This is a genomic window from Pseudomonas chlororaphis (assembly GCA_001023535.1).
In the GTDB taxonomy this organism is placed as follows: domain Bacteria; phylum Pseudomonadota; class Gammaproteobacteria; order Pseudomonadales; family Pseudomonadaceae; genus Aquipseudomonas; species Aquipseudomonas chlororaphis_E.
The window spans coordinates 5,972,258-5,984,433 of sequence record CP011020.1; the positions used below are offsets into that span (position 1 = coordinate 5,972,258).

Genomic DNA, 12,176 nt, shown 5'->3' on the forward strand with positions numbered 1-12,176 from the left:
GCGTGACGTCCTTATTCGGTCCGGCCCTGGCTGACGCATTCGCCGCGCCGCCACAGGCTCCATTGGCCCGGTTCGTAGCGGGTCCAGGTTTCGTTTTCGGTCAAGGGCTCGGTGGCGATCACCGTGACCACGTCGTTGGGCGTGGTTTCGGCCTGGAAATCGACGATCACGTCGACATCCTTCAGCCGTGCCGGGCCGAATGGCGCACGCCGAGTGATCTGGGCCAGTTTGGTCGAGCAATAGCAGAACAGCCAGTCGCCGTCGCTCAACAGGCAATTGAACACGCCTTTGCGACGGTATTCGCCGCAGGCTTCGATCAGCGCCGGCAGCAGTTGCTCCACGTCCACCGGTTCCGGGAAGGCCTGGCGCACGCGGTTGAGCAAATCGCAGAAGGCCGCTTCGCTATCGGTGTCGCCCACCGGGCGGTAGAAACTCACGCCCGGCTGGAAATCGGCGAGCTGGCCGTTGTGGGCGAAACACCAGTTGCGGCCCCACAGCTCGCGCACGAACGGGTGCGTGTTGGCCAGGCAGACCTTGCCAACGTTGGCCTGGCGAATATGCCCGATCACCACTTCACTCTTGATCGGATAGCGCTGCACCAGGTTCGCCACTTCCGACTCGCTGCTGGCGGCCGGGTCCTGGAACAGGCGCAAGCCCCGGCCTTCGTAGAAGGCGATGCCCCAGCCGTCCCGGTGCGGCCCGGTCTTGCCCCCGCGCTGCATCAGCCCGGTAAAGCTGAACACGATGTCGGTCGGCACATTGGCGCTCATGCCCAGTAACTCACACATGCTCGGACTCTCGCTTCAAAAGGCAGGCTTGGCTACAGGCGCGGTTCGATGCGCGAACGCTGGGGGTTGCTCGGCACCGGCGGACGACCGTAGCGATCATCGCCGGCCACGCCGAACGGCGGCTCATCCTCGGGCTCATCGGCGGCGGCAGCGGCTTTTGCGGAGGCCGCACGTGCCTTGCGGGCATTGGATGCGCGCTCGATGGGCAAGCGCACCAGCGCGAAGAGCAAGTAGACGCCGAACGCGATCATGCCGTACATGAGCAGGTCGGACGCGGCCCGCCAGACGTTGTTGCCCACCTTGAACAGCACGTCCAGGGCGACAATGGCCACGGCAGGGGCAAACTTGTCCTTCACCGGGTCGACAATGGTCGGGCAGAACAGCAACACCGCCATCAGCAAGCGCAGCGGCTCGCGCAACCAGCGCCACATCCAGCGGGTCATGCGCATCCACACCAGCAGGCAGCCCAGGGCCGCGAAGGCATAGAGGCCCCAGGCGATCAGATAGTCGTTCTCGGTCATGGTGTCCATGGCAAGGCAGGCAAAGAGGCGCTTATAGTAACGACTTTTCGCTCGTCAGGCTGCCCCGGCGTCTGCCAAGCCCCTTTTCGTACAACGTTCGAGAGCCTTCCATGTCCTTATCTGCCCACGTTTCCAACGCCCCGATTGCCCGCAGGGACGCCGGGGTGGACCCGTACGCCTGGCTGCAGGAACGCGACACCGACGCGGTGCTCGACTACCTCAAGGCCGAAAACAGCTACCAGGAAGACCAACTCGCCGACCAGGCCGACCTGCGCGAGGCCCTGTTCCAGGAGATCAAGGGACGGATCCTGGAGACCGACCTGTCCCTGCCCTCGCCCTGGGGACCGTACCTGTACTACACCCGCACCACCGCCGGCGACGAATACCCGCGCCATTACCGCTGCCCGCGTCCGGCCGACGACAGCCTGAGCGTGGACGAGAGTCGCGAACAACTGCTGCTGGACCCGAACGCGCTGGCGGGCGGCGGTTTCTTTTCCCTCGGTGCGTTCAGCATCAGCCCCGACCACCAGCGCCTGGCCTACAGCCTGGACACCACCGGCGACGAGATCTACACGCTGTTCGTCAAGGAACTGTCCAACGACAAGATCAGTGAACTGTCCTTCGAACACTGCGACGGCAGCATGACGTGGGCCAACGACAGCCTGACGCTGTTCTTCGGCGAACTGGACGACACCCATCGCCCCCACAAGCTCTGGCGCTATCGCCTGGATGGCACCGCCGCCGAAGAAGTGTTCCACGAGCCGGATGGACGTTTCTTCCTGCACTGCTACCGTTCCAGCTCCGAGCGCCAGTTGATCCTGTCCCTGGGCAGCAAGACCACCAGCGAAGCCTGGGTGCTGGATGCCGCGCACCCGCAACAGCCTTTCACTTGCCTGGCGCCACGGCGCGAACACCACGAATACGACGTCGACCACGGCCTGCTGGATGGCCAGTGGACCTGGCTGATCCGCAGCAACCGCGACGGCATCAACTTTGCCCTGTACCAGGCCGCGGACACCGGCGTGGCGCCGACCGAAGCCGACTGGCAGAACCTCATTCCCCACAGCGAAACGGTGATGATCGACGGCCTGAGCCTGAATGCCGAGGCGATGACCCTGAGCCTGCGCGAAGGTGGCCTGCCGATCATCGAAGTCCACCCACAGGACCTGCCGGCCTATCGCGTGCAACTGCCGGACGCCGCCTACAGCCTGCACGTGCAGAACAGCCTGGAGTTTTCCAGCCCGCGCATTCGCCTGCGTTACGAAGCCTTGAACCGCCCCGCGCAGATCCGCCAACTGGACCTGGCCAGCGGTGAGCAGGTGGTCCTCAAGCAAACCCCGGTGCTGGGGCCGTTCGATGCCGACGCCTACGTCAGCCAGCGGATCTGGGCCACGGCCCCGGATGGCACGCAAGTTCCTATCAGCCTGGTGGTCAAGCGCGAGGCCCTCGGCCAACCGGTGCCGCTGTACCTGTACGGCTACGGCGCCTATGGCCAGAGCCTCGACCCCTGGTTTTCCCACGCACGGCTGAGTTTGCTCGATCGCGGCGTGGCGTTCGCCATCGCCCACGTACGCGGTGGCGGTGAACTGGGCGAAGCCTGGTACCGCGCCGGCAAGCAGGAGCACAAGGCCAACACTTTCAGCGACTTCATCGCCTGCGCCGAGCATTTGATCGCCAACGGTTTCACCACCGCCGAGCAGTTGGCGATCAGTGGCGGCAGCGCCGGTGGCCTGTTGATCGGCGCGGTGCTCAATCAACGCCCGGAGCTGTTCAAGGTCGCCATTGCCGAAGTGCCGTTCGTCGATGTGCTCAACACCATGCTCGACCCGGAGCTGCCACTGACCGTCACCGAATACGACGAATGGGGCAACCCGCAGGAGCCGGACGTCTACGATCGGATCCGCGCCTACGCCCCGTACGAAAACGTCAAGGCCCAGGCATACCCGGCGCTGCTGGTCATCGCCGGCTACAACGACAGCCGCGTGCAGTACTGGGAAGCGGCCAAGTGGGTGGCGAAACTGCGCGCCACCAAGACCGACGACAACCCCTTGCTGCTCAAGACCGAACTGGGCGCAGGCCACGGTGGCATGAGCGGGCGCTACCAGGGATTGCGTGACGTAGCCCTCGAATATGCATTTGTCTTGAAGGTTTTGGGTGTGGTCTGAGGAACTCTATGGGATGGCCGGGTCTTAGCTCCATGCGCTGGGCATCCCAGATCAAATAATTGTGGGAGCGAGCTTGCTCGCTCCCACAAGGGTTCTTCTTCAATCCAAACCCGTAGCAGACACAAGAAAAAGACCGTGAAGACATGTCAGAACCGACCTTACTGAACAAAGAAATCCGCGACTGGCTGATGGACTGCGGCCTGTTCGACCAATTGCAGCCTGCCGACTTCGCGGCGGCGTCGGGCTATTTCAGCATCAGCGCCATCGCCGAGGGCGAGGCGATCTTCCGAGAGGGTGATGCGGGCAGTTTCATGTGCATCATCCACACCGGCCAGGTGGCCGTGCAGAAAACCGGCCCCGACGGCCAACCCGTGACCATCGCCACCTTGCGCAGTGGCCGGGCGTTCGGGGAAATGGCCGTGCTGGACGGCGAGCGGCGCTCGGCCAGTTGCATCGCGGCCAGCCCCTGCCAGTTGCTGAACCTGGGCAAGGACTCCCTGGAAAAAATGCTCAACGACGCCCCCAAGATCGCCGCCAAGATCATCCGCGCCCTCGCTGTGTCCCTGTCCAAGCGCCTGCGCATGGCCGATGGACAGCTGCTGTCGCAGCAGGTCTGACGGCCAACCACAATCGGCGTGGGAGCGGGCTTGCTCGCGAAAGCGGAGTGTCAAACAACATTGATGTCGACTGACACTCCGCTTTCGCGAGCAAGCCCGCTCCCACAGGGCCCGTCATTCACCTATCAGGTTCATCCCCCCGGCGACTTGGCCTTCGGCGCTTGCGACTCCATGCCCGGTAGCGGTTGGTCCTTGGGCGGGTGGGGCATTTCGATCGGCGGCAGCAAAGGCGGCCCGGCGCTTCCGGGGCCGGTCTTGGGTAGGCCGCTGGGCGCGACCGGCGGGTACGGCAGGGGCGTGGCGGTGCCGGGCGAACCGGGGATGCTCGGCGGGTTGACCGGAATCGTCGGCTGCTGGGCCTGCGCGCAACTCATCGAGCACACCGCCAGGACAATGGCCGGTAGAATGATGCACTTCATCAATGGCTCCGTGGCGACTGTTGCCTTCAGGCTAGACCCAGGAGGCCTGTGTGGCTAATGGATGCACTGGAATTAACCGCACAGCCCGCTGGCACACCGGTCCACCCTCCCTCATGAGACTTCCATGAAACGTTTCGTTCTGCTCGACACCACCCCCATCCCGGCCAACGGCGGCGCCTTGTGCCTGTTCGAGTACGGCGAAGACTTCGTCATCAAGATCCAGGGCGGTGACGGCGGCCAGTTGATGAACACGCGCATGCACGGTTCCGAGGATGCCCTGGCCGAGATCCCTTGCCGCAAGGTCGCCGGCCGGCCCGGTTCACGAGTGTTGATTGGCGGCCTTGGCATGGGTTTCACCCTCGCCTCGGCCCTCAAGCACCTGGGCAAGCAGGCCGAAGTGGTGGTGGCCGAGCTGGTGCCCGGCGTGGTGGAGTGGAATCGCGGCCCCCTGGGTGAAAAGGCTGGGCGGCCGCTGTCGGACCCGCGCACCGTCATCCGCCTTGAAGACGTGGCCAAGGTCCTGCAGGCCGAACCCCAAGGGTTCGACGCGATCATGCTCGATGTCGACAACGGTCCCGAAGGCCTGACCCAGAAAGCCAACAGTTGGCTGTATTCGGCTGCCGGCCTGGCCGCCTGCGCCAAGGCGCTGCGCCCCAAGGGCGTGCTGGCGGTGTGGTCGGCCAGCGCTGACCGGCAGTTTTCCGACAAACTGAAAAAAGCCGGCTTCAAGGCCGAGGAAGTGCAAGTGTTCGCCCACGGCAACAAAGGCACCCGCCACACCATCTGGATTGCCGAGAAGCTCAAGGGCTGAGCTAAACTGCATTCAACCGTCATTTGTCTTTTCTACAAGGTGAACCCATGAGTTCGTCAACGCCACCGTCCAACACCGCCAAGCTGGACCGCATCCTCGCCGACGCCCAGCGCGACCGTGAAATGGGCTACCGCGACAAGGCCCTGAAAATGTACCCCCACGTCTGCGGCCGCTGCGCCCGTGAGTTTTCCGGCAAGCGCCTGAGCGAGCTGACCGTTCACCACCGCGACCACAACCACGACAACAACCCGCAGGACGGTTCCAACTGGGAACTGCTGTGCCTGTACTGCCACGACAACGAGCACTCGCGCTACACCGACCAGCAGTACTTCGGCGACGGCTCCCTCAGCACGCCGAAAATCGCCAAGGCGACCCACAACCCCTTCGCCGCGCTGGCTGGGTTGATGAAGAAGGACGAGTGATCGGCACAGTCCTGAACCAGCCTCTTCAGGGGCTGTCAGGGCCTCTTCGCGAGCAAGCTCGCTCCCACAGGGGGCTATCGGCGTACGTGAGCTTTTGTGTACGCCTCGATCCACTGTGGGAGCGAGCTTGCTCGCGAAAGCGGTCCGACAGTCACCGCCAATCTCGAAACTGCCGCCCCTCCCCCATTCCCCGTATAATCTCGCCTTTTTCCCCAAAGGCACCCCGCCCGTGGCCAACAAACGCTACAGCTGCATCGGTCTGTTCAACCCCAAGTCACCGGAAAACGTCGGTTCGGTCATGCGCGCCGCCGGCTGCTACGGCGTGGCGTCGGTGTTCTACACCGGCAAGCGCTACGAGCGCGCCGCCGACTTCGTCACCGACACCAAGAAAGTCCACTACGACATTCCACTGATCGGCATCGACGACCTGAAGAAAATCCTGCCTCTGGGCTGCGTACCGGTGGCCGTGGAACTGGTGGAAGGCGCCCGTCCGCTGCCCGAATACACCCACCCGGACCGGGCCCTGTACATCTTCGGCCCCGAAGACGGCTCGCTGGACAAGGACATCCGCGACTGGTGCGAAGACGTGGTGTACATCCCGACCACGGGCTGCATGAACCTGGCCGCCACCGTCAACGTCGTGCTGTACGACCGCATGGCCAAAGGCAACAACACCCGCTCCGGTCCGCAATTCCGCTGACCGGCGTCAAATCCGATTGAACAAGGCAAACGCTCGGGCAGTCAGCTTTATACCAATCCCCACACTGGAGACAGATCATGAGCGATAACAATCCATTCGAGCCGATTCAGAGCACCCCTTTCCAATCCCACCCGCGGCAGAACGTGCACGGCTGGGAGCGCATCGGCTCGCTGGCCGGTGGGGTGCTGATGATGGGCAAGGGCTTGCGCCGTGGCGGGGTGATCGGGCTGGCTCAACTGGCCATTGGCGGCATGGCACTGGCGCGGGGCATCACCGGGCATTGCTCGGCCAAGTCGCTGTTGGAAAAAAATCGCCAGAACCTCGACAACGCCCGGGCCCGGATTGAACAGGCCGGCGAGGAGCTGAGCCGCATGAAGGCCAACGCCGAAGCGGCGACGAGCACGGCTACGGTGACGGGGAATGATTCGCTGGTTTCGCCCAAAGCCGGGCTCTGATCTTTTGCGCCGGGGCTGATGGCCCCACCGCGAGCAGGCTCGCGCCTACAGTGTCTCGGCCACAAGACCGCAGAACACCGTTGATCCCCTGAGGGAACGAGCCAGCTCGCGAAAGCGCCGTCACTGAAGCAAGCGGTTATCCAGGACGGTGGAAGCGCCCTCCAGGATGCTTTCGCTGAGCTGCACGAACTCCTCGGTATCGACCGTTTCCAGGCGCATCGCCCCTTGCAGCACATCGTCCAGCGAACGCTTGTTGCGGGTTTTCAGGCGGATCTCGCGGTCCAGTTCCTGCAACAGCAGGACCGCTTTGGCCACCATCGCGGGGCTGATCTGCTCGCCGCGCAAGCTCATGACACCACGGCTGTCCCGGGCGAGCCGGGCATTGAGGGCCTCGTAGCGCTCGTCGCTCATGCCGCCGGCGCGACGCAGCAGTTCGATGGCGTAGAACTCCGTCAGCCCCTCGCTGATCCAGTCGCTGCGATCCCGGTCGTTGACCCGTGCCAGGACCTGCATCAACTCTCGCAACAACGGGCTGCTGCCCCGCTCGCTCACCAGGGGTGGACGGCTGTGCAGGTAGATCGATTCGTGGGCCCCCTGGGCACCGCGCCATAACGGATCGCCCGCGCCGACGATCAGCAGCTTGGCAGGATGGCGCGGCACCACCGCCTGCACCTGCGGCCAGACAAACGTCAACAGGGTCAACACATCCATCCGGCGCATGCCCTGGCCTTGAGGCGAGGCCACCGTCACTTCGGTTTCCCCCAGGCGTGTGCGGCGGCTGCCGAGTTTGCCGGCGAGCATCCAGCCGGTGGGGCGGTCGAAAAGGCGCGAGGGGTTGTCGATGCGAAAACGTTGTTTGCCGATGCGCGGCCACGGCGTCTCGATGCTTTTCCAGCCGTCGGGCAACTCGACTTCCAGGCGCGCGACCAATTCGACACCGTCCTGCTGGTCGAGCTTGGCCGACGGCACCAGGTCGTCGCCGCGAAACAGGGCCCAGGTCGGAGTCATGCGGGTTTCGAAGGTGCCATTCTTGCGCGTATGGCTGATGCGCACCCGGTAGCTCAGGCTGGCCTTGTCGGCTGTCGGCCGCCAGACACCCCGGGCGTGCTTGCCGGGGGTCAGTTGCCACTGGCCGTCGGCCTTGAAATCACTGTAGCGGCTGCCGTCGTCGAGGTCGAAATCCAGGCTGCGCACCGCCGAACCGCGGGCCAGCGTCAGGCGCACTTCGGCCTGGTCGCTCTGGGGCAGCAGGTGCACGTGATAATCCAGGTCGACTTTCTGCGCCGCCCACAAAGGGCCACACACGACCAGGCACCCGGCCGCCAGCATCCGTTTCAATCCTGCAGCCATGGGTTCTCCCTGGTAGCGATGCCCGGCGGCTCAGCCGGCGCGAAAAATCAGATGATCTTCCCAATCTTCTTCGGGCACGCTGCCTTCGGCCAGCATGCGCCCGGACTGGGAAATGCGTTCGTGGTGCACCGCATCGCGATCACCGCAGACAAGGTGGTGCCACAGCGGCAGGTCCTTGCCCTCGCTGACCAGCCGATAACCGCAGGTCGGTGGCAGCCACTTGAACTCATCGGCCTTGCCCGGAGTAAGTTGAATGCAATCGGGAACGAACGCACGGCGGTTGGCATAGTCGCTGCACTGGCAGGTCTTGAGGTCCAGTAGTTTGCAGGCGATGCGCGTGTAGTAGACGCTGTTGTCTTCTTCGTCTTCGAGCTTTTGCAGGCAGCACAGGCCGCAGCCGTCGCACAGCGATTCCCATTCCTGGGCATCCAGCTGATCGAGGGTTTTGCGTATCCAGAACGGTTCGACTTTGGCGGCCATGGCTCAAGCATCAACATCAGGTGGTGAAAAGGCCGACAGTCTAGTGCCCGGGCTGCTTCAGGCCAAGCATTGGCGACTGTCGGTAGGCGGGGTCTTGTCAGGCCGCACGCCGCGACGTAGGTTGTTGCGACATTTTCCAAACAGCCCTGTCAGGTGAGTCATGAGCGCCAATTCCCGCATCGCCGATTACGCCATTCATCCGCAGTTCATCGAACGCTGGTCGCCCCGCGCCTTTACGGGCGAAAGCATTGCCGAAGACACCCTGCTGGGCTTTTTCGAAGCCGCGCGCTGGGCGCCATCGGCCTACAACTCGCAACCGTGGCGGTTCTTGTACGCGCGCCGTGACACGCCGAACTGGGAGCGCTTCCTGGGCCTGCTCAACGAATTCAACCGCAGCTGGGCCCAGCATGCCTCGGCGCTGGTGATCATCGTGTCGAAGACCACCTTCGCCGTACCCGGCGCCACCGAAGAAACCCCGGCGCAGAGCCACGCCTTCGACACCGGCGCGGCCTGGGGCCACCTGGCGCTGCAAGCCAGCCTCAGCGGCTGGCACACCCACGGCATGGCCGGGTTCGATCAGGCACTGACCCGCCAGGAGCTGAAGATCCCCGAGGGCTATGACCTGCACGCGGCCGTGGCGATTGGCAAGCTGGGGGACAAATCCACCCTGGCCGAGTACCTCCAGGCCCGCGAAACCCCTAGCCCGCGCCGGCCGTTGAGCGAACTGGTGGCCGAAGGCGATTTCACTCTGTAACCCGCCACACAATCCCCCTGTGGGAGCGGGCTTGCTCGCGAAGGCGATGTGTCAGCCAACATTGACTCTGGCTGAACCACCGCCTTCGCGAGCAAGCCCGCTCCCACAAGATTGATCGGTGATTTCAGTAACCCCGAGTGAAATCCACTTCCCCGCGCAGTGCCTCGCCGGCCTGGTAGGCCCGCAGGTTTTCCAGGAACAGTTGCGCCATCATCGGTGGCGAGGTCGGGGCGGAGCTGTGGCCGGTGAGCAGCAGGCCCCAGGCAGTCCAGAATGGGTGGCGTTGCGGCAGCGGCTCCTGGCGGCAGACGTCGATCACCGCGCCGGCCAGGTGCCCTTCCTTCAGGGCCTCGACCAGGTCCGCATCCACCACCGCCACGCCGCGTCCGACGTTGATGAACAGACCGCTGGGCTTGAACTGCTTGAATAACGCCGCATCGTACACATCATGGGTGTCGGGCGTGTTGGGCAGCAGGTTGATGACGTAGTCCGCCTCCCCCACCAGCCGCGGCAGATCCTCCAGCGCTCCCACTTCGACGAACGGCGCCTGCTCGCGGGCCTCGCTGGCAATGCCATACAACTGCACGCCAAACGGCAGCAGGAACTGCGCCACGCGCTGGCCGATATCGCCCGTACCGACGATCAACACCTTGCGCCCCACCAGGCCCTGTCCCTGGCGGTTGTCCCATTTGCGCTCCACCTGGCTGACCAGGCGCGCCAGGACCTCACGCTCATGGCCGAGCATGTAGGTGAGCACGTATTCGGCCATCACCTGACCGAAAATGCCCACCGCCCGGGTCAGGCGGTAGTCGCGGGTCAAGCCTTCGGCAAGCAACGGCGTGATGCCGGCCCAGGTCGACTGCAACCACTGCGGCTGGTGGCCTTGGCGCAACAGTGTGGCGAGCAGGTCGGGCTGGCCGAGCCAGACCGGGCAATCGGCGGCCAGCCGCGACAGTTCGGCGGAATCGCCGCTGGTCAGGACTTCAAGATCGGGGGCAGCCTGGCGCAGCAGTTGGGCGTATACCGCATGATCGTGTTCGGCAATCAGAACGCGCATGAATCAAACCTTTCAAAAACAGTACAGACGACCGCCGGCGGAGCGTTTTCCGCCCTGGGGTCATCATCGATAAATCCATTCCAGTGTTTCAAGCGCCCCAGGACGGGGCCTCGGGGTACCTGTCAGACCGGGTCGTTACGGCGCAGCAACTCTTCGGGCAGATGCTCGATGTACTCGTCTTCGGCGGGCGGCATCTGCAAGTGGTAGCCCTGGGTATCGAGGTTTTCCAGCACCCGGTTGATGTCCTCCCGGGACAGCTGTCGCTCCGGGGTCAGGACCAGGTCAAAGGCATGGATCGCCTTGCCGAAGGCCGCCATCAACGGCTCGGGGACCCGCGCCAGTGCATCGCTCTTGAGCACATACAGGTACATCTCGTTTTTCTTCGAGCTTCGGTAGATGGAGCAGATACGTTTCAAGGCTGTTCTCCGGCAGTGGCCAGGCTGTCGAGCAGCGCCTGGCCCATCAATTCGCGGCGCCAGCCACGCAGCGAATCGGGCAATTGGTAAGGGCCCTCGGGAAAGCCGCTCTTGATCAGGGCTTCGAGGGTTTTCTTGCGCAGCATCAGCTCCGGGGCAATCCCCAGGCGTTCCGCTTCGGCCTGCCCCAGTGCCCGCAGGCGCTTGACCAGGGCCGCGGCCTCGATCGGCAACGGCTCGGCCACGGCTGGCGGCCATTGGTCGGGCGGTACGCTGCCGGCGCGCTGGATCAGGTCCAGCAGGAACTCGCCGTCCTGGCGCACAGTGCGCGGGTGCATGTCTTCGATTTTAGCCAACGCCCCGAGGTTATCCGGCTGCGTGCGGGCCAGGGGCCACAGCGAATGCTCACGGATGATGCGGTTGCGCGGCAGGTCGCGGGCACGCGCCTCACGCTCGCGCCAGGCACACAGCTCGCGCAGCACGGCCAATTGGGCGCGGGAGAGTTTCCAGGCCAGCTTGGCTTCGCGGTACACCTCATACGGGTCGATTTCACGACGCAGGTTGGCCACCAGTTCGGCACCATCCTCCAGGACCCAGGCGTATTTTTCATCGGACAGTTTCGGACGCAGTTGTACGAAAACTTCCGCCAGATGCAGCGCATCTTCGGCGGCGTAGCTGATCTGCGTCTCGGACAAGGGCCGTTGCAACCAGTCGGAACGGGTCTCACCCTTGGGCAGGTCGATCCCCAGCACGTCCTGCACCAGGCGCGAGTACCCCATGGAGAACCCCAGGTTCAGGTACGCGGCGGCCAGTTGGGTGTCGAACAACGGCGCGGGCAGGCTGCCCGTCAGGCGCAGCAGCACTTCAAGGTCTTCGCTGCAGGCGTGCAGCACCTTGAGCACCGCCGGGTTCTCCAGCAGTGCGGCCAGGGGTTGCCAGTTGTCGATGGTCAAGGGGTCGATCAGGTAGGCGCGCTTGCCATCGCCGATCTGCAGCAAGCCGGCAATCGGGTAAAAGGTGTCGACCCGCATGAATTCGGTGTCGAGGGCGACGAAGGGCAACTGCTGCCATTCGGCGCAAAACTGACCGAGGCTATCGTTGTCGCGAATCCAGTGAATATCGATGGCCACACGGCTCTCCCTTGAAGAATGGCGCGCAGTATATATCGCCGCCGGCGATTGCGAGCATTCGTAGAGCCAGAGCCTGAGAGAAATTGCCCGC

15 protein-coding genes are annotated in these 12,176 nt (G+C 64.1%); 7 read left to right on the plus strand and 8 right to left on the minus strand.

What is annotated here, in order from left to right:
* Positions 1-11: 11 nt before the first annotated feature.
* Together VM99_26030 and VM99_26035 are read right to left on the minus strand one after the other, a co-directional pair.
* On the minus strand, positions 12-788 hold the full coding sequence (locus tag VM99_26030) for a glutamine amidotransferase (GenBank protein AKK01347.1): 777 nt from the start codon (positions 786-788) through the stop codon (positions 12-14).
* A gap of 32 nt (positions 789-820) precedes the next feature.
* Complete coding sequence (locus VM99_26035) at positions 821-1,318, minus strand: MFS transporter (protein ID AKK01348.1); 498 nt, start codon at positions 1,316-1,318, stop codon at positions 821-823.
* Positions 1,319-1,419: 101 nt separating this feature from the next.
* Here VM99_26035 and VM99_26040 point away from each other — a divergent pair, with 101 nt between their 5' ends.
* Both VM99_26040 and VM99_26045 read left to right on the plus strand, forming a co-directional pair.
* Positions 1,420-3,474, plus strand: a complete 2,055-nt coding sequence (locus VM99_26040; GenBank protein ID AKK01349.1) for a peptidase S9 — start codon at positions 1,420-1,422, stop codon at positions 3,472-3,474.
* A gap of 143 nt (positions 3,475-3,617) precedes the next feature.
* A complete protein-coding gene (locus tag VM99_26045) occupies positions 3,618-4,091 on the plus strand; it encodes a cyclic nucleotide-binding protein (GenBank protein ID AKK01350.1) in 474 nt (157 codons plus the stop codon).
* Positions 4,092-4,222: 131 nt separating this feature from the next.
* Here the strand turns inward: VM99_26045 and VM99_26050 are convergent, their stop codons facing one another.
* On the minus strand, positions 4,223-4,510 hold the full coding sequence (locus tag VM99_26050; GenBank protein AKK01351.1) for a hypothetical protein: 288 nt from the start codon (positions 4,508-4,510) through the stop codon (positions 4,223-4,225).
* A 124-nt stretch (positions 4,511-4,634) separates the two neighbouring features.
* On the opposite strand from VM99_26050, the gene VM99_26055 reads away from it, so the two are divergent.
* The 4 genes from VM99_26055 (at position 4,635) to VM99_26070 (ending at position 6,898) form a co-directional block, all read left to right on the plus strand.
* Positions 4,635-5,321, plus strand: coding sequence for a parallel beta-helix repeat-containing protein (locus VM99_26055; GenBank protein ID AKK01352.1), 687 nt, complete (start codon positions 4,635-4,637; stop codon positions 5,319-5,321).
* Between the two features lie 47 nt (positions 5,322-5,368).
* The gene (locus VM99_26060; GenBank protein AKK01353.1) at positions 5,369-5,743 is read left to right on the plus strand and encodes a restriction endonuclease; all 375 of its coding nucleotides are present in this window, start codon (positions 5,369-5,371) and stop codon (positions 5,741-5,743) included.
* Positions 5,744-5,972: 229 nt separating this feature from the next.
* A complete protein-coding gene (locus VM99_26065) occupies positions 5,973-6,443 on the plus strand; it encodes a 23S rRNA methyltransferase (protein AKK01354.1) in 471 nt (156 codons plus the stop codon).
* Positions 6,444-6,520: 77 nt separating this feature from the next.
* A complete protein-coding gene (locus VM99_26070; GenBank protein AKK01355.1) occupies positions 6,521-6,898 on the plus strand; it encodes a hypothetical protein in 378 nt (125 codons plus the stop codon).
* 120 nt (positions 6,899-7,018) lie between these two features.
* Here the strand turns inward: VM99_26070 and VM99_26075 are convergent, their stop codons facing one another.
* Entirely contained in the window at positions 7,019-8,248 is a 1,230-nt protein-coding gene (locus VM99_26075) for a hypothetical protein (GenBank protein ID AKK01356.1), read from the minus strand.
* 30 nt (positions 8,249-8,278) lie between these two features.
* Complete coding sequence (locus VM99_26080) at positions 8,279-8,728, minus strand: hypothetical protein (GenBank protein ID AKK01357.1); 450 nt, start codon at positions 8,726-8,728, stop codon at positions 8,279-8,281.
* A 160-nt stretch (positions 8,729-8,888) separates the two neighbouring features.
* Here VM99_26080 and VM99_26085 point away from each other — a divergent pair, with 160 nt between their 5' ends.
* Positions 8,889-9,482 carry an NADH dehydrogenase gene (locus VM99_26085; protein AKK01358.1) on the plus strand — a complete coding sequence of 198 codons (594 nt, stop codon included), beginning with the start codon at positions 8,889-8,891 and terminating at the stop codon, positions 9,480-9,482.
* Between the two features lie 124 nt (positions 9,483-9,606).
* On the opposite strand, the gene VM99_26090 is transcribed toward VM99_26085, so the two are convergent.
* The 3 genes from VM99_26090 to VM99_26100 all read right to left on the minus strand — a co-directional run bounded on the left by VM99_26090 (position 9,607) and on the right by VM99_26100 (position 12,085).
* A complete protein-coding gene (locus VM99_26090) occupies positions 9,607-10,539 on the minus strand; it encodes a 2-hydroxyacid dehydrogenase (protein AKK01359.1) in 933 nt (310 codons plus the stop codon).
* A gap of 122 nt (positions 10,540-10,661) precedes the next feature.
* Positions 10,662-10,955, minus strand: coding sequence for a YcgL domain-containing protein (locus VM99_26095; GenBank protein ID AKK01360.1), 294 nt, complete (start codon positions 10,953-10,955; stop codon positions 10,662-10,664).
* On the minus strand, positions 10,952-12,085 hold the full coding sequence (locus VM99_26100) for a ribonuclease D (protein ID AKK01361.1): 1,134 nt from the start codon (positions 12,083-12,085) through the stop codon (positions 10,952-10,954). Before VM99_26100 ends, VM99_26095 begins: the two co-directional genes overlap by 4 nt.
* Positions 12,086-12,176: the final 91 nt, after the last annotated feature.